This is a genomic window from Paenibacillus sp. D2_2 (assembly GCF_031199965.1).
Classification (GTDB): Bacteria; Bacillota; Bacilli; order Paenibacillales; family Paenibacillaceae; genus Fontibacillus.
Map to the genome: position 1 here is coordinate 4,752,501 of NZ_CP133605.1, position 24,186 is coordinate 4,776,686.

Genomic DNA, 24,186 nt, shown 5'->3' on the forward strand with positions numbered 1-24,186 from the left:
ATAAAATGCTCTATCCTGACGTCATCTTCCAGATCATTACAGACAGCTATGATTAACAAATCATAGTCATTAGGCAATGGAGAATGGCGTTCCCCGCTATGACGATAGCCTATAGCTCCGATTGCCCAGGGCAATGATCTGTATCCGGAAAAGAAAAAATAGTCGGCTCCACAGTATCCTCCTACCTTGGCGTATCCCTGCCAATTCGATATAATATAGTTCTACACCACATTCAAGTTTCCTTCTTGTGAGGTTGTTCAAAAAGTTCGCATCACTCAACTCTTTCATCTATATAATTCAAATTTAAAATAAGAATAGAGGTTGCTGCCTATGTTTTTCAAATCCAGTAAAATTAACGAATTCCGCTTATGGGGTCTACTTCTGACGATGATCGGAATGGGGCTTATGGTGCTAGGTACAGCTGGTATTGTCTTTTGGGGACAATCTGGCAAGATCATCGCTGGTATTGGCCTCGCCATCGGGCTGATCGCCATGCTGGCTAGTCTGGCGATTTATTTCTGGGCCGGAATGCTCTCAACCTCCGCTGTACAGTTAGAATGCCCAGAATGCCATAAATTAACGAAAATGCTTGGCAAGACTGACCGCTGCATGTTCTGCAAGACAATTCTAACCCGCGATCCTGAGCAGGCGACAATTACTGCTGAAGAACTGGAGCAGCAAGCAACCGTGTCCACCATGAATGAATAAGACACAACTAGAACATACATAATATTCACAAAAAAAGGACCATCATCTTCGCGCCTCAAGCGGAAGGGATGGTCCTTTTTCAATCTTGTTACATAACTTATGGCAGGAGTATTAGCCTTGGACTCGCCTCACTCCTGATTTATTTGGTCTGAGTTATTTCCTTCAACGCCTCCCAGGCCTTGTCCGATGCAAAGCTACGATTCCAGGAAGCAACTCCCCCCAGATTGAGAGACTGAATCAACTTCACCCTCGCCTGCAATGATACTTCATCCTCAAGCCATATCCGGTACCGTACTTGGTCTTCTGTATACTCTACATAGTTCTGTCCGGCTTCCTCCGAGAATACAGGCTTCAACTTCTTCTCCTCAATGATCTTCTGCGCCTTGGTCATGCCAATCGCCTTCGACTTCACTTCTACCTTGCCATCCTTTTCTGTCTCCGACCACACCCGAGTGTATAGTGGTACAGCAAGAATCAGCTTCTCAGGTGGCACATTATCCTCATCGAGAATCCGTCTAGCCGAAGACGCTGTCCACGATAACGAAGCCACAGAGCCTGCCACAGGACTGGCGGCCCAATGTTCGTCATATGCCATCAGAATCAGGTAATCTACAATCTCACCAAGCGATTTTCGATCCAGGAATGCGGACCACATCTCACTGTTCGATTTTGGTGTTACATCGATCGAGACAACAAGACCATATTCTTCGGCAAGAGGACGAAGTTCCCTCATAAATTGAGTCAGATTGTCCCCGTCCTTGGTATATACATTTTCATAATCAATGTTAATCCCATCAAGATCATACAATTTTGCATATTGCAGCATTTGCAGGATCGTCGTCATACGGTTCTCAAAGCTGGCTAGCGCCGCCGAGGTCACCTCGGGATCGAAGCTATTATTGAATAAGCCCCATACCTGCATGCCTCGCCCATGAGCCCATCTTACATAATTCATATCCGCCTTACTCTTTACATTGCCATCTCCATCGATCAGTGAGAACCATGTGGGGCTTACCACATTTACTCCTGGCATTTCTCCGATATTCGCCGGCTTAGGTGCAACTTCATATACCGCTTCCCAAGTCAGGTTCACCGGCTTAGATTTCCATTTCTGCTTGGCTGGCGACAGTTCTTCCACTACCTTCGGGATATCCACCGACTCACCAATCGCTACATGCTTGGCTTGTAAATAACCGGTATAGCCATTATCCAACTGTACATGATACCAGTTCTCCACGTCCTCCAATATACGAAATTTCGTACCTGGCTTCACGTCCGCCACGATCGGCTTATGAATGTTCGGTTCCTCACGCAGAGGGAATTTCAAGCTATCCTTTGACTTGGACGGGCCTGATACCTCACCCTTCTGGACATTCTCCCTGCTGTATACAGCAGGACGGCTCCGGAGGCCGCATCTTCATGAAGCTCTATGCCATACAGCTCCTTAAGCAAATGGACGGGCAAATACAACACTCCATCCTTCTCCACAGGTGAGAACTGCAATTTTATCGGTTTATTGTTGATCTTCGCCATCTTCTCGTCTGCCTTCAGAAAGACCAGCTTCTTAGGAGTCGTTAAAATAACTGATTTGCTCTCTTCCTCATAGCGAATATGTGGATCAACAATCTCTTGAATCACTGGTAAAGGAAGCATGAGTGCATCCTCTGAACCTAAAGCGGAATAATCCATAACTACTCCATCATAGAAGATAGGCTTTTCAAATTTCCCCTTCCAATCCAGGTCAACATGCTGACGATTCGGTAAAAATTGCGAAGAGACCAAATAAACGCCAACAACAATAAAAATGAGTCCAAATAGCCATTTTACGCCACGTCTTTTTCGCCTTCTACCTCCGTAATATGCGCTTCTTGTGCTCTTCAACTAATAGTACCTCCGTTAAGTTAATAGTACGTGTTCCAACCTCTAATAAAATAAAAACGTGGAGGATCCCCAAAGGAACCCTGCACGTTCTCTCAAACATCAGGTAAAATCAATGATTACGGCAATCCTTACATACGCCGTGTAGCTCCAATCGGTGCCCATGTACTTCAAAACCGGTCAATTCTTCGGCCTTACGCTCTACTTCTTCAAGCGAAGGGTAATTGAAGTCTTCGATTTTTCCACATTTCTCACAAACAATATGATAGTGATTCGAAACATCGGCATCAAAACGGCTTGAGCTATCGCCATACGTCAGCTCTCTGACCAAGCCAGCCTCAATGAACATTTTCAGGTTGTTATATACCGTCGCCACGCTCATATTCGGAAAACGCGGTTCCAGTGCTCGGTAAATCTCATCCGCGGTCGGATGTCCCATCGTATCGAGAAGATAACTAAGGATGGCATGACGTTGCGGCGTAATGCGGACACCGTTCAATTTCAGTTGTTCTAAAGCATGCTGAACGCGCGAAGCCATTATGTCCACCGCCTTTTTGATAGTGCAGAAGAACTAACCCTGCAATGTTATTGTACTTTTAGGTTAAAACGTTTGTCAACGCAACTTTAAGAGGTAGCTCAAAAAGTCCGCTTTTGATCACGAAGTAACACTGAGAGCTTATTCGGCATCGAACCTTGAATTCACCCGGACCTTCCGGTGCTCACGTACCAACTACGTACGCTCCGCTCCTCACGCCCTAGCTTCATCCAACCTTCTCGGTGCTGAAAACCGTACTTTTTGACCTTACAACTTTAAGAGGTAGCTCAAAAAGTCCGCTTTTGATCACGAAGTAAATCATGGAGCTTCTCGGCATCGAATGCAGATTATTGAAGACTTCCTAGTTTATCGTTTATTCACAATTAAATCACTGTTGCCTTCTACCTGGATCTCATGATCACCGCTGCCAGTAATGCCGTTAATCTCTTTACCATTTATAGTAAACGGCAGATTACTCGAAATATTCCCATATCCACTTGAACCCATGATCATATAATCTCCGGATTCAGGCAATGCGAGACTGATCTCTCCTACAGCGCTATATACATTCCAATCCCCGCCGACTACCGCCGAGGATATTTGAATTTTACCATTAAGCGATTCCGCTTTAAGTTCTTCCGGAACGGTATCAACCTGTAGATTCCCATTCTTGGTCGTAACATCAATATTCCCCTGCGAGTTCACAAGTGAAATATTGCCGACCAACGTAGATAACGCCACATCTCCGGCAATCCCTTTAGCTTTGATATTACCGCCTTGTGTATCCACGTGCGCGTTGCCGAATATCCGATACAACTCCGCACTGCCATTCAGGGTTCTGGCCGAAATATCGCCTACGACATCCCAGAACTTGAAGTTACCACCTCCGGTCTGCAGCTTGAATTGATTCATTGCCTGCAGACCGATTAATGTGATAGAGCCGCTGGTCGTACTGACATTGAGATCAAGGAAGCGGTTCTGCGGAACTACTAGTGTTATATTTACGCGTGGATGGCGTCTACCGCTCTCACCATAGGTATGATCCTTCACAGATAAATCTAAGGTCTTGCCTTCGCTGGCAACGACAGAAGTATCGTCAGCAATATCCCTCGCCTCTTCCTCAGAGATCTGATCGATCCATACCGTAGATTTAACGATGACTTCATTAATTTCCGCACTTTTGACATCGATATCTCCGTTCACACCGTTCACCACAATCTTGCTCGTGTCCAGGTCAATAGGAATCTCTACAGTCGGCTTATCTTTCCTATATCCTTCTTCCCTGCTGAACTCGGCGCCCGCCGAAGCAAGATCAAGACTAACCCGATTCCATAAATGCATATAATGATCCTGCTGCGTAATAGCGAAGATCGCGGCGCCAATGAACAACGACATGAACAGCCCTTTGAAGTCGACACGCAGTCTGCGGATGGGCTTGCACACCTTCCTCCGGTTCCAGAGCAATACCAGTATGAGCTCTATTCCGCCGAGCACAAGTAATAGAGGCCACCATGTAAGCAATAACAGCATATAATCTTGTCCACTTTTGACATCGATCCACATGAGAAGAGCAACAGCAATCAATAATGAAGAAGCTGTAACCGGCCTGCGCGAAATATATGGCGCCTTCCTTCCATAACAATCCAGCCAAGACCCGTTAGTATCATAGCTACCGATACTGCATAGCTGCCATAGTCCTGAATCAACCCCTCCAGCCAGAACGGCTTCATTCTCAAAATGAAGGCAACGATCCCGCCACTGATCAAAATGATTCCGGTTAATGCACCTACCTCTGAGCCCAATCCGTCCGTCGCCTCAACCTGCTCCGACGTTTCGCTCTCTTCGCCCCGCTTCAAGCTGGCATTCACATCATCCGTGGTCTGAAGAACATCATAAATGCTATAGAAATACACAACTGTTACTAACAAGCCGAGTACGAGTAACAGAGGTACATTAATCCTCATATGAGCCGATGAGAAGTACACGAGAAGAGCCAAATCAATCAGAAAAAAGTCTATAAATAGACTACCTTTTACGAATTTTCGCAAATATAAATGACCAAATCCTGGGAACAGCGCAGATAACAGACAAGCGATGAATTTTCTTTTGCGGCGCCTTGGCTTATAGCCTCTTGTCTGCGTCTGCTTAATCTCTTCCGGACTTATCAACGAATTTGAGGGTTCCATTTCCCCATCTCCTCCCCTCTAGGATTCATTGTAACCGATATACGTTCCCTTGTAATTTAGAATAATCTCTCTATATAAGAAATCCGCCTCATTTAAAAATAGCACCCCTATCCGCCTGACGGCGGACAAGTGTGCTATTTGCAGACTTTTTGACTACAGCTATAAGTGCGTGTTCAAAAAGTCCGATTTTCAGCACCGAGAAGGTTGAATGAAGCTAGGGACTGAGAAGCAGAGCGTAGGCAAAACCTACGTGAGCATCGGAAGGCCCCCGGCTGAATTCAAGATTCAATGTCGAATATGCTTTCAGTGTTACTTCGGGATCAAAAGCGGACTTTTTGAACTTCCTATATAAATCATCTGTAACTAGCGATTAAGATGGAATAGCGTCAGATCTACACCTGCCGTCGATCTTACCGTCTCTCCCGGCATGAAACCAAATTTACGGTACAACGCTACGGCCGGAGCATTGAGCGTTCCAGCCGTTACGGTGAAATGCCGAATATCATCGTAACGATCGAGAACATAACTAACCAAAGCAGCCCCGATGCCCTCACGCATATGCTCAGGATGTACCATTAACCGCGTGATGGACAGATGGACAGATGCTTCCGTTGAAATTGAGATCACTCCCAGCAGTTCCCTACCTTCAGCTTCTCCTCCCGACTCGTCCGATTTATACCCATAGAAATCTTCTCCGCTGCTTCTGATTGAATCGAACGTATCGCGCAGAGGCGGATACGTAGCAAGCCCTATCGCCAATGCCTCTAGACGGTAAGCCGTATGCTGCATGCTCCATATCTGCTCCACAACGTCCGGATCTTGAAGAGATAACAATCTGATCACACGGCTTCCCATCCTTTACGCAGCCCAAATCTAATAACTTCGACAGAGCCGAGTCTATTGCTTCAGCACTTCAACTAACAGCTTGTTCACAAGTCCCGGGTTAGCTTTACCCTTACTCTGTTTCATCACTTGTCCAACTAGGAAGCCTATCGCTTTGTCCTTGCCGGCTTGGTAATCCTGTACAGAAGCCGGATTATTTGCTACAACTTCCTGTACGATGGCCAGAATCGCGCCTTCATCGCTAATTTGTACAAGACCTTGCTCCTCAACAATTTGTTGTGGGAGCTTACCGCTCTGCAACATCTCTTTGAAGACCGTCTTGGCGATCTTGGAGCTGATTGTACCTTTCTCAATCAGGTTGACCATCTCGCCGAGCCCCTGACCAGTCAGCTTAACCTCCGCCAATTCCAGGCTATTGCTGTTCAAATAACCAAGCAACTCGCCCATTATCCAGTTGGATACCGATTTGGCATCAGAAGTATGCTCCAGACTGCTCTCGAACAGATCCGCGAGCGGTTTTGAAGACGTAATCACCCCGGCATCATAATCCGGCAAACCATAGTCCTTGGTATAACGCGCCTTGCGGGCATCTGGAAGCTCTGGAATCGACGAACGAATCCGCACCTTCCAGTCCTCATCGATATACAGTTTAACCAGGTCAGGGTCCGGGAAGTAGCGATAATCATGTGCTTCTTCCTTACCACGCATCGAGAATGTCTTACTCTGGGAATCATCCCAGCGGCGGGTCTCCTGTACAACTTCCCCACCCTCGTCCAAAATCTCAGCTTGACGATATTGCTCATATTCCAGACCGCGTTGAACACCGCGGAAGGAGTTCATATTCTTCAATTCGGCACGAGTCCCGAGTTCCTTCTGACCATGAGGACGAAGACTGATGTTCGCATCACAGCGCATCGAGCCTTCCTCCATTTTCACGTCGGAGACGTCGCAATACTGCATAATCGCCCGCATCTTCTCCAGATAAGCCTTCGCCTCTTCAGGTGTAGAAAGGTCCGGCTCGGATACGATTTCGACGAGTGGGGTACCGACACGGTTGAAGTCGACCAAGGAGGCATAACCGCCGTCCACATGCGTCAACTTACCTGCATCCTCTTCTAGATGCAGACGAGTAATGCCGATACGCTTCGTATATCCATCCACCTCAATGTCGATATAGCCGTTCAATCCGATCGGCTGGTCAAATTGAGAGATTTGATAAGCTTTTGGTGAGTCGGGATAGAAATAGTTCTTGCGATCAAACTTGCACACATCCCCGATCTCACAATTCAGCGCCATTGCCGCCTTCATGGCATAATCCACCGCCTGGCGGTTCAACACGGGCAACACTCCGGGATGTCCCAGACAGACCGGACAAGTATGGCTGTTAGGCGGTGCGCCAAATTCCGTAGAGCATCCGCAGAAAATCTTCGATTTCGTATGCAGCTCCACATGCACTTCCAGTCCGATCACTGTTTCATATTTAGATGTTGACATATCGATCCTCCTGCTAACTTTTGTACTACCTCATCGCGAGATGCGAAGGGCTGTCCCATCAACTTAAGCGTCTTACCAGATACCATCTCGTGATCAAAGGACGACTTTTAAAACTACCTTATAAGGATGGGCGTTGTTTATGATGATCCGTATGTGCCTCATAAGCATGAGCCACACGCAGAACAGTGCTTTCGTCAAATGCTTTGCCGATAATTTGCATACCGACAGGCATGCCGTCCGCGAAACCACAAGGTACGCTCATGGCTGGAACCCCTGCCAAACTTACCGGTATCGTCAAAATATCGTTGAGATACATCGTAAGCGGATCGTCTACCTGAGAACCGATCTGGAAAGCCGTCGTCGGAGCAGTAGGTCCAATAATGACATCATATTTCTCAAATGTCCGGTCAAAATCCTGTTTGATCAATGTACGAACCTTCTGAGCCTTCAAATAATAAGCATCGTAATAACCGGAGCTAAGTGCATAAGTTCCGAGCATAATCCGCCGCTTCACTTCCGCTCCAAAGCCCTGGCTGCGCGAATCCAGATACAGATCGAGCAGATTGCCGCCTTGCTCCGCACGTACGCCATAACGTACACCATCAAAGCGTGACAGGTTGGATGAGGCTTCCGAGGAGGCTAGCAAGTAATATGCAGCTACTGCATATTCCGTATGTGGCAGCGATACTTCTTCCCACTCTGCACCAAGGCCTTCCAATACCCGAAGAGCTTCAAGCACAGAAGCCTTGACCTGAGGGTCGATTCCGTCCAGATATTCCTTCGGTACTGCGATCTTAAGTCCAGAAATCTCGCCGGACAGCGCACTCACATAATCAGGAATGTCCACATTTGCTGAAGTGGAATCCTTCGCATCATGTCCTGCAATAGCTTGCAACACATAAGCGGCGTCCTCGACATTCTTCGTAATAGGTCCAATCTGATCCAAAGAGGATGCAAAAGCGACCAGACCGTACCGCGATACGAGTCCATAAGTCGGTTTCAATCCAACGACACCACAGTAAGATGCAGGTTGGCGAATCGATCCCCCGGTATCGGAACCGAGTGTAAAATAAGCCTCGCCTGCTGCAACGGCCGCAGCCGATCCACCGCTGGAACCACCGGGAACCCGGGTCAAATCCCATGGATTGCGTACCGGATGGAAGCTTGAATTTTCATTCGAACCCCCCATAGCGAACTCGTCCATATTCAGCTTACCGATTGTAACAGCTTCGGCCTGCTTCATCTTGGTTACTACCGTAGCATCATAAATCGGATTATAGTTGGATAGAAATTGGCTCGCACAAGTCGTCCTAAGCCCCTCCGTCACCATATTATCCTTAACACCTACCGGCAGACCGAATAGCAATCCTTTAGCCTCTTCGCTACCCAGCTTGTTGTCGAGACGAGCCGCTTCAGCGCGAGCCCCCTCTTCATTTAATGTCAAATAAGCGCCTACACGCTCATCATGCTCCTTAATCCTGGTGAACGCTTCCCCTACCAGATCCGTAACGGACAGCTCCTTCTTACTGAGCTGATTATGTAGTTCCTGCAAGCGCAAATCAAATAACGTCACTTCATCTTCCTCCTTCCAAAATTTTCGGGACTATCTACTTCTATTACGTGTTCAAAAGACGGCTTTTCAAAGTGAACTCTTTGAACTGCCTCTTCTATTCCAAGACGGCCGGTACTTTAAATTGTCCATCTTCCTCGTCAGGCGCATTACGGAATACTTGCTCCTGCGACAGGCTCTCATGCACCTTATCCTCCCGCATGACGTTGCTAAGCGGCAGAACATGTGTCGTCGGCTCCACATTTTCCGTATCGAGTTCATTCAATTTCTCAGCATATTGTAAAATCGCATTTAATTGTCCAGTGAACATTTCCCGCTCTTCATCATTTAATTTCAGACGTGCGAGTTTTGCAACATGCTCTACGTCTTGCACCTGGATACTCATAGTCGTCCTCCCTTTATTCGGATGAATAAAATTATATTGTAGAATGAGGTCCAATTCAATCCGTTAACGCGAAACCAAACAAAAGCCAACTGCCAGTCATAGAAAAAAGAGCCCGCCCCATAGGCCGGCTCTTTATCAAGCTTAGACAATCGCTTCTAATCTAGCACTTATATCCAAGCTCGCAAATTGACTTGCTTAATAAACTCCGCCTGCGATAAAGGTTCCTTGGCAGATTCCTCCAGCTCTTCAGCTTCTTCATCCTCGCCATTCATAATATGCATGAACAGCTTCTCATTATAAGTAGCCAGAGCATAATCGATCAGAGCTTCTCTTGTAGTGAACTCTACTTCTTGCTGGGTTAGCAGTTCTTCAGATTCGATATCACTCGAAGGGACGAAATAATTCCGTCCAGTCTTCGGAGACCGAACAAGATAATCAAAGGCATTGTCCGGATTACGGTCGTAAGCAATGACGTAACCATATTCCCCAACAGGAAGATTCTGCTCAAAAGCATCGCCGACGATTACAATTCTCTCTCCCAAAGGCAGCATCGTCTTACCTCCCTGATACATACTTAGAAATAATAGAGCACTTTAAGCGGGCTCTCCTTACTTTTATATAATCCTACTAAAAATTAATGAGAAGGGCAAGGCATCTCTATTGTGAAGATATATCCTCACTATTCCCCGATCTTCATCTTCTTGACAATGGTCTCTTCTTCCATAAATGATAATAATTTTCCGATATCTGAACCTGCTCTAAATTGCACTGTGAGACGTAGCACCATCTCCTCGTCCTTGCGTTCCGCTTCAAAGCCGATGACAGAAATGTGCCGCTCCGACAACCTATCCATGAATCCATGAATAATCTCTTCATCATTGTCAAGAGTAACCAACAGCTTCTCCGTCTTGGGAGATGCCAACCAGTTGAGACGACCATGCAGCACGATCTGCCCGATCACGATAATGATCATAACCCCGATTCCGATAAAATACATCCCTGCTCCAACCGCCATGCCAATACCAGCTGTTGCCCATATCCCTGCTGCCGTTGTGAGTCCGCGGACGGTATTCTTCTGCATGAAGATCATTCCAGCACCGAGAAAGCCAACACCGCTAACTACACCCGCGGCTACCCTTGACGGGTCTAAAGACAGATTACTCCAGCCGATCTGATCCTGAAATCCGTATTTAGACACAATGATCATCAAAGCCGCACCGACAGAGACGACAAAATGGGTACGAACCCCGGCTTCCTTCATCCGGTTCTTGCGTTCAAAACCGATTGTTACGCCACAGATCCCGGCGATAAGAACCCGCAACAGCAGTTCGAAATCCATATTCATATTCTCACCTTCCTGCTGACTAGTTACAATTAATCATCTGGAATTATAAGTATAACAAAGTGAAGAAACGTTGTGGAGACACTTGGGAAATAAAGGGGCAAAAAAACATCTATCCAGCAAGGGAACATCATTGCTGAATAGATGCCAGTTAGATCAATAATGAAAGTTTATGGCTGATCCTGTATAGCCTGATTGCGCATAATATAAGACGCTCCCGCAACACAGAAAAGAATAGTGAGCACTGTTACTAACAACGGCCCAATAAGATTCGTACTACCAGTTCCACTAAGCAAGCCCATTGCATCTGCCGCTAACCTGGCCGGACTCCAACTGAACCAAGAAGGAAGCAAGCTATAACTCATACTCAGCACGACTAATAAAAGGATAGAAGCAAGCGCAGCTGCTCCGCCCTTCAACACTGTGCTAAATAGTAAAACAATCGAGGCTGCCAGCAAAATCCAGCATAAAAAGATCGCACCAGCTTGAAGGGTCATCCCCCAAGCCAAGCTGCCCAGCATAACACTACTATAATACCATGCTGCCAAATAACTGAGTGCATACGAGATAACTATAAGTGTTATATGTCCTAACCACTTCGCAACGATGAACTGAGTAGAGGTTACTTTTCTAACTAGTATTAAGGCTGCTGTCCCGGAGTATCGTTCCCCAGCCACTATATTCATACCAGCAACCACGACAAGGAGAATACCCATCGTATTATATTGATTCAATACCTGGGCCATAACTTCAGATGCGCTAGGCACTGCTATAGTACTTGCTAGTTCAGCAGACACATCACCCGAAGCAGCTAGCAATTCAGGTAGATAGTACATCACAACCGGCTGCATAACACCAAGCAATATAAAAACGACGGGAACCCACAGTAATTTATAGCTCCGACTCATCTCCATCATTTCCTTGCCATATAGCAACAATGTATTCCTCATGACTGAACCACCTTCATAAACATTTCCTCCAGCGAGGATGAACCTGCCTCGAAACGCTGTAGAGGGATATGGTGTTCCGCTGCTTCAGATAATATGACCGCTCTGGCTTCCTTCATATTGTTAACCGTAATTGTCGCAACGCCACCATGCTGTTCATATTCCATCACAAATGGACGCTCACGTAGTGACTTCAGCCAATCTGCGGCACTCCGACTGCTATGATGCTCAAGCTGTAAATTTAATACCGGCAAGCTATACTTAGCGAGCAGGTCTGACAATTCACCGTTCTCGACAATCTTACCCTCTCTCATCATCATAACTCGATCACAAACTTCCTCGGCATCATGGAGCACATGAGTGGATAAGAGGATTGTCGTCTCTCCCTTCAGTTCCTGTAGCAGCTCCATTACCTCTCTACGGCCAACCGGATCGAGCGCCGAGACCGGTTCATCGAGCAGAAGCAGATCCGGGTGATGGACAAGCGCTTGGGCCAAGCCAAGGCGCTGCTTCATTCCACCAGAGTACCCGGAGATCCGACGCCGGGCCGCTGATTTCAATCCTACTCGTTCCAGGACAGCCTCCGCCTCGCTTCTTGCCTCACGCTTACTCATCCCGCTAAGTCTGGCCGCGTAAATGACAAACTCTATACCACTCATCCATTTATAGAAAGACGGATGCTGCGGCAAGTATCCTATCTGATGTTGGGAGGATAGCCGTCCATTACTATGATCCAAGCCTGACCTCGTTATCGTCCCGCTGCTGGGTGCAAGCAGCCCCGCCAGCATCCGCAAAGTAGTCGTCTTACCTGCCCCATTGGGACCAAGCAGCGCTGTGCAACTGCCCTTCTCTAACGCGAAGGATATTCCCTTCACTGTAGTGCGTTCTCCGAACTTTCTCGTTAACTGATTAACTTGAATGATCATGCCCCATAATCCTTTCTACCAGCGACGAAATATACAATGCTGCCGATGATACTTCCACATAGAATAATGATGACCCACAGCAACTTCGAACCACGTACCGTCTCCGCCTCCGCTCTGGCTAGCGATACGAGCGCAATGACGACCAGTATAAATTGCAGTAAAATAATAGGAGCTATCAGCTGCCACTGAATATCCATCAAGATCCCCTCACTTTTTTCACCTTATTTATCGCCCGAGCTTCTTCCTCTCCGTCTATCCAACCATATGACTGCAATCGAATATACCACTACCGGAAGCGGGAAGTTCATAAGTCCCCAGAGTCCCCACAGCCAGGCCCTTCTTCCTCTTCTGCGCGCATCTAGGAACATGAAGAGTCCCTGAGTAAACAAAGCCAAAAAGACCAGCAACCAGACCCAAATCGGCAAACTGTCAGTCTTCATTCCCGCCCCTCCTTCCAGAGCTTAGGCGTTGCCCACGCGATAATACCGAGCCCGATGACAGCGGTCATCACCTGAAGCATGACGAATAACAGTGGCTCACGGTACAGGAACCAGCCTCCGCCAAGAGACAGCATAAGGGCGACGACGACAAACAACACCGTCTCCCATTGCTTCCAGCGCCTACGCTCTCTTCGCTTATCGTGGACGATTCCCATCCAGGTCTCAGGAGTAAAGTTTTGACTCGGCGATACAACTTGGTCAATTTTCCTTAGATCTTCAAGTAGATCGGTAAGCAGTTGATCCTCATCCTTATCGGATATGTGTTTATGTCCCATTGTTTTTAAGCTCCTTTCGCAGCGCGCTAAGTCCATAGGAAACGCGGGATTTGACCGTTCCCGAAGAGATGTTCAATATATCTCCAATCTCGTCGTAGCTGTATCCGTAGTAATGCTTAAGCAATATAGCGATCCTCTGCTCCGAAGGCAACTGAGATAACAATTCCAATGCTTCCGACCATTCCTCCTGAACATGTGAGAACTGCCAGCGTAAGGAGCGCGCTTCTCCTTCCATCTTCAGCCATCGCCTTTCCGTCTTCCTGCGCCGGGTCCGGTCTATGAATAGACGCGAAGCAATCGTAATCAACCAAGATGAGAAGGCCGAGCTACCGTCATAATACTCGAGCCTCTCTATACACCGCAGCATCGTATCCTGCGTTAAATCCTCAGCCAGCTTCGTGTCCATCGTGACCTTTACCAAATATTTAAATACGAAGGAATAGTGCTCATGAATGAGCGAAGCCAGGGCAGCATCATCCCCGTTTTTCGCCTCAATTATCCGTTCCTTCATTTGCTCCATCCAAGCACCCCTCTTGTTTTACCGGTAAACATCTATATTACGATTTACTACTCTATTTCGTTCAATCCGTTGAAATAATTATTTTGTTCTCTATCTTCTATGATGGGAATCCGTAGTGGCAAGTACTCTTCGAACAACGTATTAGCACAAACCGCTGAGTAAAACTGCAAAATTACATCTTTTTATTAATTAAACCACCAGTATTCACAAAATAACTGCAAAAACGCAGTAATTTCAAGACAATTTATCCGATTCTTTATTATATCGACGAAAAAAACTGCATTTTCGGTTCGGCCCCCTAAATCTGGAGTCTGACCCGAGTAAAATACTGTATTCGTAGTCTAACGCTATATTTTAAAGTTTTACAAAGATCTATAGAACTGAGACCGATCTTCGAACTGCATAATCCAACTAGAAAATTGGAGTGGAGACATCCGTTTCAGACTGCCATGCATTCTTCGGTTGTTGTAGAAATCGATATAGTTATCTATCGATTCATAGGCGGCCTCCATCGTCTTGTATTCCATTTTGCTGAATAGATTTTTCTCCACAATACTGTGAAACGACTCAATATATGCGTTCATATTTGGAGTTTTAGGAGGGATTCTTTCGTGTGAAATGCCCCAATTTTCACACGTATCTCCAAATAAAGCACTGATAAATTGAGGTCCATTATCTGTTCGGATCGTGGGTAGCGATTCTCCTGGCTGGATCCGGGACTCTAGTGCCTTTCCCAGAACTTGAATTGCATGAGTAGCCTTACATTCAGAGCCTCGGTAATAGCTCACAATAGCGCGGTCGAATACATCAATGATACTGAGCAGGAAAAAGAAGCGGTCACGTCCTGCTACGTAACCATATTTAATATCCATTTGCCATAACTGATTCGGACCGGTGACTAGACGATTTCTAGGCAATCGACGAGGATGCTTCGTTCTTCTCTCTCGATACTTTTGGAGAATCCCCAATTCACGACACAAACGGTAAGCTTTCTTATTATTCAAAATGAGACGGTGATCCTTACGGAGGCACTCAGCAAGCAATTTATACCCATACTCGTTCTCTTCGCCTTCTGTAAGCTCTACGAACCACTCTTTAATCTGTTCGTCGCTTACTCTGGTACCGTTTTCCGTTAGGGAATAACCTGGGCATGGACGCCCTTTACGAATGCGTGTTACAGGCTCATCATGTTGGCCTATTCTTTTTTTCGTGCATAATAGCTTGACTCAGCCAACCCTAAGATTCGCAGTACCAGTGCTGCATAATATCCCTGCTTAATAAACTGGTCTGCTATTTCGAATCTTTCAGATAAGCAGGGTTCTTCTTTTTAAGAGTTCACGCAGGATTTCGATTTCTAATTCCTTTTCGCCTAGGATCTTTACAGCGGTTTGGTATTTCTCTTCGACTTCCTGCAATCTTTTTAATTCCTGTAGCTGTTCATCTGCAGCGGGTATCTCATGCTCTTCGATTTGATCTCGATACTCCCTGATCCAACTACGAATAGTCTCAGGATGAACTCCATACTTACGGGACAATACGGCTACCTTAATCCCTGCTAGTGCCTCACGGACCACCTGTAAACGAACTTCTTCATACGCTTTATTCTTTCGTTTCATTTCGAATCTCCCCTTTATAAATAGTCTAATTTATTGGAGGGTAAGACTCCACTTTTATTAGGGGGCCGTGAGGTTTTTGCAGGAATAACGCATTTTGAGCCGATTATCCTCTTAAAAAGATGCACTTTTGCAGGTATTCATCCATACGAGAGAGTTGTATAACATAGTCATTCTTATACGAAAAAAGACACGTTAGAATATCAGCGCCCTTCGCTGCTATTCTAACGTGTCCAGTTAGTCTTAACTATTTATGATATTTCTACTGGGTTCCTGCAACGCTTTATAACGAATCTAGCAAGTTGAGCTCAATACCTGATCCTCCGGTGCTCACAGAGCTTCTTATGCCAGGGCTGCCGAATTGTACCGGAACGGAGCACAAGACGATCCCATAAGAGCAACCGTCCTTTATCGTGTATGTACTTGTTTGAATCATCGGGACTGCGGCTCTGCCCTTTATCTTCCTGTGCCAAAGGCTGACTCGCATCTGTTATATGCGACAACCGGCTTTTCATTGATTTGCCTCCTTTTACCTCTCGAACGATCCGTTCACCGTATTTCAGAAGCTAAAAAAACCGCTATAGATGTTGTTCAAAAAATCCTCTCCTTGCTGAAGAACCGGACGTTTGAACACGCATTATAAACAAAAAAAGAACGCAAACCGGGAATACTCCTCAGCTTGCGTGCTTCGCAAAAGTTACAAATATTTAATGATTATATTTTAACAAGTGAATACACTTTTGTCCAGTATCTTTGTACTTTTTGTGTACGAATTTGTAGCAAAATTGCTGAAATAGTCGCCCTTGCCCAGCTTATGTCAAATATGGATTATTCTCACGCTCATAACCAATCGTCGTCTTAGGCCCATGCCCTGGGTAGACGATCACATCATCCGCGAAACGGAACAGCTTGCCGCGAATTGAATTATACAGATCTACCTCTCTCCCGCCAGGCAAATCAGTACGCCCTACGCCCATACGGAAAAGCACATCGCCTGAGAATAAATCCTTACCACATAAGAAACTTACACTACCCGGCGAATGTCCCGGCGTATGATATACCGTAAACTCATGGCCAATCAATCGTAACTTCTGACCTTCCGCAAGTTCATAATCGGCTGGTTCAAGCGCCATCGGACCGCCAATCTGTGGCCACATTAGTGACCCATTCAACTTAGGCGTCGTCAGCCAATCGCTCTCCAGAGCGTGCAAATAAACCGGGCAGTTCTTCAGCTTACGAATTTCATCTACACCACCAATATGATCGAAATGGGCATGTGTCAGCAATATTGCTTCAATCTCTAGCCCTTCGATCTTGCGCAAGAGTGGCCCAGGATTCATCCCTGGATCAATGATAATCGCCTTTTTCTCATCTTCTCCCGCAATAAATAAGCATTCGTCTGTAATGGTCCAAGGGAGAAAGTCTCTATTCTTAACATACGATTTTAAAACCGGAGATAAGTGCGCGTAGTTCGGATACGACCGACGCATTCACTCCGCCCCCTTCTATATATTTGTCAGCCATCTGCTGTCTCACTACACTAATCTTGTCTTGATAATCAGGTGCTTCCCGGTCCGGGTTCTCCTGCTTGAACTGAATCATCAGAGCCTGTACATGCTGAGGACGCGGCCCCCAGCTGCCAAGTACTTGCCCGCCCATGTCCGTAAAAATAACAATCGGTACGGAGCGTCCCCCATCGTCAGGAATTGATCCATCGTATCCTGATGCTGCTCAAGAATGAGCACTTCTGTCTCCAGACAGGATTCCTCAAGTGCACGGAATACCACTGGCACACTGCGGACAACATCGCCACACCAATCTGCCGCAAGGATCAACACCCGCAAGTCATCGCGTGAATTTAAGCTTGTGAAAAACTCACGGTCATCTTCATTCATCCAGTTAAAAGCATCGTATCCTGCCGCGAATTCCTCTTTATTCTTCTGCATTCCCTCCATAAACTGCTGAGGTGTAATGCCTTGTCCAAACTTATGTGCCAGATGGATACTCACTTTGCATCTCCTTTCTTTTTAGAAGATCCAAACCACTTAATAAGTAGATATACGATAAGTAGAGCGACCGCAACCAGCAGAATTGGCATAATGTATGGGCCCGCCTTCTCATCAACATGCTTCCATTGATCCCCAAGCAGCATTCCCAAGTATACGAACAAAATCGACCACGGGATGACTGCCAGGGTAGTCAGGGTAATAAATTTGCCGATCGGCATCTTGGCCATTCCAGCTGGAATCGAAATCGCATGTCTTGCCACCGGAATGAAGCGAGCGCTAAAAATGACTCCGGGGCCGTATTTCAAGAACCAGTTCTCAGCGACGTCGATATGCTTTTTATGGATAAAAATATATTTGCCATACTTCTCGAGAATAGGACGCCCACCGTACCGCCCGATCCAATAAATAAACAATTGCGCAATAACGCCACCCACAACACCGAAAACGACAGCTCCAAAAAAGTTGATCCGGCCAGTGTGTACCAGGTAACCTCCGTATGCCAATACGATTTCACTTGGAATTATCTCGATCATCAAGCCGAGCATTATACCGAAATATCCCAATTGCTGGACCCAATCCAACAGAGTACTGATCAAACTAGAAATCCATTCCACTGCACGTCCCTCTCCTAACATGTCCTTTTTTCTAATCTATTCTATCACAGCAGATGACATGCATTCTACTTGACGCCCCAGCTCCGGTGTCGCCCGTGACAAATCATGCATATGTTGTGGAAAAGGAGGCGCACAACTATGAAGGATTCTCCCGGCAAACATCGCACTCCCCTGCCGACACCGCGCAAAATACGCAGAGGATGTAGCAAGGAATTATACCGGACTGTTAAGAAGCTGGGCGTTTATATACCGCAGGACAAAGTCGCTGAAGGGGAGACGTTATACTACAAAAAGGTCATTGGCAACCTACTCTGGATCGCTGAAAATAGCAGCAACCGCAAGGCGCTCGCCGATTGGTGGGATGAAGCTGTCAGCGAAGATCTGGCAGAGCTGTGGCAAGTCGATCAAGACCATTTAAAAAGAGCATTTCGCAGCTCGTTCGGTGGGTGATGTTCATAGGCTGATGGGGCTATCACTTGTTATAAATCCTCTTCACTAGACGATGGAACATGCTGCTGAATATTACTTCAGTTCATTTCTGCAGAAAAAGCGTACAACTCCCGACCCCTGACTCTGGCTTCCAAAGTTAATCTGAACTTACGATCATTACGCCAAGCCGTATGCTGGGCAACTTGATTAGCTAACCGGGAGTAATCACGAAATAACCGGATTCCGGTTCTATTGGTGATCCTGGCCTCATTGTATCTTCCATCTGCCCTTAACCACCTGCTCAGAAGATTCATTTCCTGCAGTGCATTCGTCTGAACTGCAGTATTAAAGCGATCCAAAGCCAGGGCCTGTTGTAAAGACGGGAGCGCGCGAAGATCTCCACGCCGCACTGCAACCCTCCCCAGCGCGGCGAACAGTTCCGGGTTCTCCCGTTCATATCGCAGGCCTTGCTGCAAGAGTGGCATGGCCTCCTGCGGGAGAGAGCGGGCCGCCAAAGCTAGGCGGGCGGCCGTATTAGCTGGTGAAGCGGTAAGCGATCGCTGCAACAGCAGGGGTTGCTCTGGCCCTGCTGCTGCCTCGGCGCGAGCAAGCAGAAGCTGGCTGGCCGTTAGGCGCAGCCCAGCTGACTTGCCGCTAGCAGTGCAGCGGCAAGTACTCCTGTCGTCGCAAGACGCAAAGCGGATGCGGTCCCCTTGGTTGTAAGAACCGAGAATTTATAACCAAAATATAACGTGGGCACTCCGTAGAATATGCCCTTCAGGCGACGATCCAGAAGGTTAGACTGGCTGAATCTGACCTCTAGATGCTGCGGTGTAACTACCTCTTGTGAAGAAGCTTGAGGGACAAACGCTGCGGCGGCAAGCATAAATATCAGCACCCAGTACAAGCCATAGCTCATATCAAAATCGAACATGCTATGTAGTATTAATACGGTCAAAGAAGGCAATAAGCTGTTACGCGCCCTGTGTGATCGGAGCAACTGCCACACGATAGCTCCCAGCCAGATAAGTACGATGATAAGCCCAATCAAACCCAAATCAAGTGCAATATCAATGAGGCCACTATGGACCTCATTGCCGACATATGGACGGCTCTGAACGCTGCGGAATGAGAGCCGCCAGGTATCTCCGCCTCGACCAATCCAGGGCGAGCGCAGGAACAGCTTCCATGCATCGGCATACATATTCCAGCGCGCGGTGAGCGTTGCGAAGCGCAGTCCACGCGCAAGCAGCGGGGTGAACGCCAGGAGCAGGCAGAGGCCTGTCACCGATAGGGCCAGCGCTTTGATGCAGGCGTTCTTCCCCACGCCCCAAGCGGCCATGAACGGGCCGCTTGAATCCCGCGCCGCGGCGGCGCCATGCGCCCGCCCGCTGCGGTGGGCATGCCCGGACAGAGCAAGTGCAGCCGCCATTACGGCGGCAAGCAGCAGCAGTCCGGGCAGCGGGGACGGCGCCAGTTGCGCAGCGCTCAACTGGCGGGCAAGCAGCGCAGCGGCGGCGAGGAACACGCCGCTATGCCGCACAAACCTGCGGCGCTCAGCACCGCGCAACAGCATCCAGCCTGCTGCCCATCCAATAGCGCCGGCGATATACGCGCCGCGCGACTCCGTCAGCAGCAGGCAGAGCAGGAGCAACAGCACCTGTGCTCCGCCCAATTGTCCCTTCCATCCGGCGGAACGTGTGAAGTCAGAGCCGGGCCGGCGGACAAGAAGCAGCAACCGCTCCAATAGCAAGGCCGCTGCGACGGCTCCGAAAGTATTCGGATATTGCAGTAATCCGCCCAGCCTTGCCCCTATGAAGCTAACCTCACTATCCCCTGTGCGTAATATCGCATAAGGTACGGTAACAACGCCCAAAACAGATCCAACTGCAGACAAACTTAATAACCAAGCGGTCCAGGACAGACCTTGTTGGATAAACTTCCTCCCCCTCTCCCGATTGTCCATAACCAGCCTGTACATTGCTAACCCCAGCAGAGCATAGAACAACCACTCTAGCGTAGCAACCATCGTTGCATACGCCGATAAACGTACAGACAACACCACCATATGTAAGCTATACATCCCCGCAATAACGAATGGCGCGCTACAAATCCATACATGCAAGTAAGGAATTCGTTGGACGAGGGAAGGATTGGAAAGCGGAGGCACAATTTTTTTATTATAGTAGTTACCGATGATCCATTTCATCAGAAATCCGACAACAACAAGAAATGCGCTAACAAACCATAAACTCATCAGGGTCAAGGATGGAATACTGTCTGTGAAGAACATTCCACTATTCAGGCCAATAGCCAGAATAGTGATCCATACGAACCAGCCCAGCCCCCCGCCAGATACCAACGGATTGACCAGGATAATATAGGTGTCCAACAGCCGCCTGGTCGGTGTCATAGCCCTTTCTTTTTCAAAGATCATTCTCCACATTCTTACTTCCCCCTCTCCACGGTAAAGTCTATTAAGATCGAGCGAATACACCGAAGTGAGTAATAATTTATGTGCAGCTGTCCATACACAAATCTCACGGGGTAACAAGCACAAAAAGGCCAACACATATAGTGTTGACCTGAAATCACGACTGCAAACCGCTGATTCATGTTGAGTCCGCGCGGCTTTTTTCTATTCTTATTCTTCTGAGGGTAGAAGATCCCGGCAAGCTCTCTCCAAATAGGGTGAGGCGCCAAGAAAATCACGAAACGCTGTATATTCGCGCCACAACGAGGCGGTATTTCCAGCTGATGACTTCACCGCTCGGATCAGAATATTCTTTGGCGTATGCTCCATATCAATAAATTCAAGCAACTGCGTCTTGTATCCTAGAATATCCAGCAACTTAGCCCGAATTCCGTCTGTAGCCAGTGCGGAGAAACGCTCCTTCAGAATGCCATGGCTGAGTAGCGGCTCCATCACATCATTTCGGACCTGAGCGAACAATTCATGCTGACAGCAAGGCACAGATAAAATCACGGAAGCATCCCAGCGTACGGCCTTCTCCAGCGCGGCATCGGTTGCCGTATCACAAGCATGCAGCGTAACGACCATATCCACCTTGTTCAGTTCGTCATACTCAGCAATGTCGCCGACGAGAAAGCGCAAATTGTTATATTCCAGTTTCTCAGCCAGTGCACTGCAATGCTCGATTACATCCGCCTTCAGGTCGAGACCAACGACCTTGAGCTCCCTGCGCTGCTCGACCGACAAATAGTGATAGAGCGCAAAGGTCAGATAAGACTTGCCGCAGCCGAAATCCACGATTGTAAGCGGTCGGTCCTCAGGCAAATGAGGCATGACATCTTGAACCATTTCAAGGAAGCGGTTGATCTGCCGGAATTTATCGTATTTCTTCGCTAGTACCTTCCCATCTCGGTTCATAATACCGAGCTCAATTAGGAAAGGAACAGGCTTTCCATCCTCCAGAATGTATTCCTTACGACGGTTATGAAGCAAGGAACCCGGCTTCTTGCTCGGCGACTTTGTCAAAATCGACACTTTGTATTTCTTACTGATCAGCACCTGATAGTCGGCTGTCTCCGTACAGAGCAGTCCTTGCCGGAAAGTCTCTTCGAATTGATTCATTAGATGCATGACCAATTGTTCAGCGGGTATATTCTCATGCGTCACTTTTTTACTGTAATAATAAGTGAACTGATAATGCAGCTGCTGCTTCAACAGGGCAGGTTTAATAGTTACCTTGCTGTATTCCGTATCCCGGGCTTGCGCCGCTGGCTGAGCGTCGCAGTAATCAAACTGCCCTCCTGAGCAATTTGTTCTATAAGGTGTCTTAGTGCTTCCATGAATCTATAACAGCTCACTTTCATTCCAAATATACATATTGTTAAAGAGGTTGTTCAAAAAGCCCTCTTTTGATTACGCACTTATAGTTTCTCTACTTCCTCAAGGCCTTCACGGACTTCATTCAAGGGGAGTCCTCCTTCACGAAGCCGATCAGGTTCATACTGCAGCAGACGCTCATAGAAAGCTAGAGCCTGCTGCTTGGGGATCGCTTCGGCCTTTAGTAGACGATACAATACATTCTCAGCCTGATCGAACCTACTACGGGCCTCTTCATAATCGAGCATTAGAAGCTCAGTATCCACGGGTAGACGATAATCCTTGAGACGTGACTGTAGCTTGGCTATCTCTGCCTCTATGTTCCATATCGATTGATCGGCGCCATGCAGGTCAGCAGCCAGATAGAGATGGAGCGACTTCATAAGCCGGAACAGCCCCTCATCCCCACGTCCCTGGGCGATATAGATATCCCCCTCCTCCTGCAATAGCCTTGCCAAGCTCTGCAGCTTATCGGCCTCTACTTTCCCGCCGGTGCGGAATATTTCCACAAGATCACGGGCAGACAGAGAACCGATCATCTTCGAATTCAGCCTGAACTGCCCTTTATACAGATCGTCAAGCTTCCACAGCGCTTCTATCAGCTTGTTCTGCTGCTTCAATCCGAACACTTGACCGATGACGTCCAGCATTTCTTCGATCATGCGGACTAGATAATCCCTCCTCAGCATTATAACCAGTCCCTTCACCGAACTTTACATTCAGAAATAACGTACCCATGTGGCAGAATCCATCAGCATCCTATGCGAGATTCCTCATAAAATCACTAATAACAGCGGCGAGTTGGTCTGGAGCTTCATACATACCCATATGACCGGCACCTTTAATAACCGCCTTGAATACCCGGTCACCTTCAGCCGTAAATGTGCGCTCCAAAGGAATAACTCCATCGTTCTCCCCAGCAACGAGCAGGATTGGAAAATCGGACTGGGTCAGCACTTCGCGCCGATCCACGCGCTCACGCATAGCTAGAGCTGCACCTTGCGCTCCTTGCGGCGGAGTAAGATAACCGATCTCCCTAGCCCGGTTCACATCCTGCGCCATCGTCTGAAGATGTATCGGCGCGAACAATCCGGGTACCAGACCATCGACGAAAGCATTTATCCCCTCATTTTGTATTTTCTCCACCGCTTTAAGTCGCTTCACCTTCGCCTCTTCACTGTCCGGATAAGGGGTTGAATGAATCAATCCGAATCCGTTCAAGCGGGATGAATATCGTTCTACTAAAGACAAGGCAATGTAGCCTCCAAGGGAATGACCCAAAAGTGTATACTCCGAGACACCCAACTGCTCCATCAATGCGGCGATATCATCCGCCATCTGTTCAATCGTATAGGGACCCACTGGAGCATCGGATGCGCCATGTCCGCGTAGATCAGGCATAACAACGCGATATTCCTTGGATAATAGAGGGGCAAGCCTCTCCCAATAGGCCGAGCTACCACAGAAGCCGTGCAGCAATACGATCGTCGGCCCCTGTCCTTGCTCCTGATAGGCTACAGATATCCCATTTGCTAATATGCTTGTCATAATAAATCCCCTCT

General features: G+C 47.5%; 28 protein-coding genes and 3 pseudogenes (1 of these 31 cut by a window edge). 2 read left to right on the top strand and 29 right to left on the bottom strand.

What is annotated here, in order from left to right:
• Positions 1-134 carry the 5' portion of a nucleotidyltransferase-like protein gene (locus RE628_RS24385; RefSeq protein WP_309155727.1) on the bottom strand. It extends 697 nt beyond the left edge of the window, so 134 of the gene's 831 nt are visible here — the first part of the coding sequence; it begins with the start codon at positions 132-134; its stop codon lies beyond the left edge, outside the window.
• 196 nt (positions 135-330) lie between these two features.
• On the opposite strand from RE628_RS24385, the gene RE628_RS24390 reads away from it, so the two are divergent.
• Complete coding sequence (locus tag RE628_RS24390) at positions 331-708, top strand: YgzB family protein (RefSeq protein WP_309155728.1); 378 nt, start codon at positions 331-333, stop codon at positions 706-708.
• Between the two features lie 139 nt (positions 709-847).
• Here RE628_RS24390 and RE628_RS24395 read toward each other — a convergent pair whose 3' ends face one another.
• The 23 genes and pseudogenes from RE628_RS24395 to RE628_RS24505 all read right to left on the bottom strand — a co-directional run bounded on the left by RE628_RS24395 (position 848) and on the right by RE628_RS24505 (position 18,345).
• Positions 848-2,035: a glycosyl hydrolase family 18 protein gene (locus tag RE628_RS24395; RefSeq protein WP_309155730.1), complete on the bottom strand. Its 1,188-nt coding sequence runs from the start codon at positions 2,033-2,035 to the stop codon at positions 848-850.
• Entirely contained in the window at positions 2,032-2,589 is a 558-nt protein-coding gene (locus tag RE628_RS24400) for a copper amine oxidase N-terminal domain-containing protein (protein WP_309155732.1), read from the bottom strand. Before RE628_RS24400 ends, RE628_RS24395 begins: the two co-directional genes overlap by 4 nt.
• 109 nt (positions 2,590-2,698) lie before the next feature.
• The gene (gene perR / locus RE628_RS24405) at positions 2,699-3,124 is read right to left on the bottom strand and encodes a peroxide-responsive transcriptional repressor PerR (protein ID WP_309155734.1); all 426 of its coding nucleotides are present in this window, start codon (positions 3,122-3,124) and stop codon (positions 2,699-2,701) included.
• Positions 3,125-3,487: 363 nt separating this feature from the next.
• Positions 3,488-4,705 (bottom strand): DUF4097 family beta strand repeat-containing protein, encoded by a 1,218-nt coding sequence (locus RE628_RS24410; protein WP_309155737.1) that lies wholly within the window; start codon positions 4,703-4,705, stop codon positions 3,488-3,490.
• Positions 4,702-5,307, bottom strand: a complete 606-nt coding sequence (locus RE628_RS24415; protein ID WP_309155739.1) for a hypothetical protein — start codon at positions 5,305-5,307, stop codon at positions 4,702-4,704. The genes RE628_RS24410 and RE628_RS24415 overlap by 4 nt, the downstream gene beginning before the upstream one ends.
• Positions 5,308-5,670: 363 nt before the next feature.
• Complete coding sequence (locus RE628_RS24420; RefSeq protein ID WP_309155741.1) at positions 5,671-6,150, bottom strand: GNAT family N-acetyltransferase; 480 nt, start codon at positions 6,148-6,150, stop codon at positions 5,671-5,673.
• Between the two features lie 54 nt (positions 6,151-6,204).
• Positions 6,205-7,644, bottom strand: a complete 1,440-nt coding sequence (gatB, locus tag RE628_RS24425) for an Asp-tRNA(Asn)/Glu-tRNA(Gln) amidotransferase subunit GatB (RefSeq protein WP_309155743.1) — start codon at positions 7,642-7,644, stop codon at positions 6,205-6,207.
• A gap of 118 nt (positions 7,645-7,762) precedes the next feature.
• On the bottom strand, positions 7,763-9,217 hold the full coding sequence (gene gatA, locus RE628_RS24430) for an Asp-tRNA(Asn)/Glu-tRNA(Gln) amidotransferase subunit GatA (protein ID WP_309155745.1): 1,455 nt from the start codon (positions 9,215-9,217) through the stop codon (positions 7,763-7,765).
• 94 nt (positions 9,218-9,311) lie between these two features.
• Entirely contained in the window at positions 9,312-9,599 is a 288-nt protein-coding gene (gatC, locus tag RE628_RS24435; RefSeq protein ID WP_309155747.1) for an Asp-tRNA(Asn)/Glu-tRNA(Gln) amidotransferase subunit GatC, read from the bottom strand.
• Positions 9,600-9,766: 167 nt separating this feature from the next.
• Positions 9,767-10,150, bottom strand: a complete 384-nt coding sequence (locus RE628_RS24440; protein ID WP_309155749.1) for an ATPase — start codon at positions 10,148-10,150, stop codon at positions 9,767-9,769.
• A 128-nt stretch (positions 10,151-10,278) separates the two neighbouring features.
• Positions 10,279-10,944 (bottom strand): MgtC/SapB family protein, encoded by a 666-nt coding sequence (locus RE628_RS24445; RefSeq protein WP_375143003.1) that lies wholly within the window; start codon positions 10,942-10,944, stop codon positions 10,279-10,281.
• Positions 10,945-11,111: 167 nt separating this feature from the next.
• Positions 11,112-11,891: an ABC transporter permease gene (locus RE628_RS24450; protein WP_309155751.1), complete on the bottom strand. Its 780-nt coding sequence runs from the start codon at positions 11,889-11,891 to the stop codon at positions 11,112-11,114.
• Entirely contained in the window at positions 11,888-12,814 is a 927-nt protein-coding gene (locus tag RE628_RS24455; protein ID WP_309155753.1) for an ABC transporter ATP-binding protein, read from the bottom strand. Before RE628_RS24455 ends, RE628_RS24450 begins: the two co-directional genes overlap by 4 nt.
• Positions 12,811-13,011, bottom strand: coding sequence for a PLDc N-terminal domain-containing protein (locus RE628_RS24460; protein ID WP_309155755.1), 201 nt, complete (start codon positions 13,009-13,011; stop codon positions 12,811-12,813). The genes RE628_RS24455 and RE628_RS24460 overlap by 4 nt, the downstream gene beginning before the upstream one ends.
• A 24-nt stretch (positions 13,012-13,035) precedes the next feature.
• The gene (locus RE628_RS24465) at positions 13,036-13,254 is read right to left on the bottom strand and encodes a hypothetical protein (RefSeq protein ID WP_309155757.1); all 219 of its coding nucleotides are present in this window, start codon (positions 13,252-13,254) and stop codon (positions 13,036-13,038) included.
• Complete coding sequence (locus RE628_RS24470) at positions 13,251-13,589, bottom strand: DUF5345 family protein (protein ID WP_309155759.1); 339 nt, start codon at positions 13,587-13,589, stop codon at positions 13,251-13,253. The genes RE628_RS24465 and RE628_RS24470 overlap by 4 nt, the downstream gene beginning before the upstream one ends.
• Entirely contained in the window at positions 13,579-14,109 is a 531-nt protein-coding gene (gene sigY / locus RE628_RS24475) for an RNA polymerase sigma factor SigY (protein WP_309155761.1), read from the bottom strand. Before sigY ends, RE628_RS24470 begins: the two co-directional genes overlap by 11 nt.
• Positions 14,110-14,471: 362 nt before the next feature.
• Positions 14,472-15,308: an IS3 family transposase gene (locus RE628_RS24480; RefSeq protein ID WP_309159563.1), complete on the bottom strand. Its 837-nt coding sequence runs from the start codon at positions 15,306-15,308 to the stop codon at positions 14,472-14,474.
• Between the two features lie 105 nt (positions 15,309-15,413).
• Positions 15,414-15,725: a transposase gene (locus tag RE628_RS24485; protein ID WP_309155764.1), complete on the bottom strand. Its 312-nt coding sequence runs from the start codon at positions 15,723-15,725 to the stop codon at positions 15,414-15,416.
• 305 nt (positions 15,726-16,030) lie between these two features.
• Positions 16,031-16,237, bottom strand: coding sequence for a hypothetical protein (locus RE628_RS24490; RefSeq protein ID WP_309155765.1), 207 nt, complete (start codon positions 16,235-16,237; stop codon positions 16,031-16,033).
• A gap of 297 nt (positions 16,238-16,534) precedes the next feature.
• Positions 16,535-17,160, bottom strand: a pseudogene (locus RE628_RS24495) (MBL fold metallo-hydrolase).
• Positions 17,154-17,677: pseudogene (locus tag RE628_RS24500) on the bottom strand (thioredoxin family protein). Before RE628_RS24500 ends, RE628_RS24495 begins: the two co-directional pseudogenes overlap by 7 nt.
• Before the next feature lie 50 nt (positions 17,678-17,727).
• Positions 17,728-18,345 (bottom strand): undecaprenyl phosphate transporter UptA, encoded by a 618-nt coding sequence (locus RE628_RS24505; protein ID WP_309155766.1) that lies wholly within the window; start codon positions 18,343-18,345, stop codon positions 17,728-17,730.
• A gap of 138 nt (positions 18,346-18,483) precedes the next feature.
• Between RE628_RS24505 and RE628_RS24510 the strand changes: the two genes are divergently transcribed.
• Positions 18,484-18,795, top strand: coding sequence for a dehydrogenase (locus RE628_RS24510; protein ID WP_309155768.1), 312 nt, complete (start codon positions 18,484-18,486; stop codon positions 18,793-18,795).
• Between the two features lie 77 nt (positions 18,796-18,872).
• Here RE628_RS24510 and RE628_RS24515 read toward each other — a convergent pair whose 3' ends face one another.
• The 5 genes and pseudogenes from RE628_RS24515 to RE628_RS24535 all read right to left on the bottom strand — a co-directional run bounded on the left by RE628_RS24515 (position 18,873) and on the right by RE628_RS24535 (position 24,172).
• Positions 18,873-19,340 (bottom strand): tetratricopeptide repeat protein, encoded by a 468-nt coding sequence (locus tag RE628_RS24515; RefSeq protein ID WP_309155770.1) that lies wholly within the window; start codon positions 19,338-19,340, stop codon positions 18,873-18,875.
• Positions 19,341-19,402: 62 nt separating this feature from the next.
• Entirely contained in the window at positions 19,403-21,220 is a 1,818-nt protein-coding gene (locus RE628_RS24520; protein ID WP_309155772.1) for an O-antigen ligase family protein, read from the bottom strand.
• A gap of 198 nt (positions 21,221-21,418) precedes the next feature.
• Positions 21,419-22,611, bottom strand: a pseudogene (locus RE628_RS24525) (SAM-dependent methyltransferase).
• Positions 22,612-22,668: 57 nt separating this feature from the next.
• Positions 22,669-23,313, bottom strand: coding sequence for a DUF6483 family protein (locus RE628_RS24530; protein ID WP_309155774.1), 645 nt, complete (start codon positions 23,311-23,313; stop codon positions 22,669-22,671).
• 70 nt (positions 23,314-23,383) lie between these two features.
• Positions 23,384-24,172, bottom strand: coding sequence for an alpha/beta fold hydrolase (locus tag RE628_RS24535; RefSeq protein WP_309155776.1), 789 nt, complete (start codon positions 24,170-24,172; stop codon positions 23,384-23,386).
• Positions 24,173-24,186: the final 14 nt, after the last annotated feature.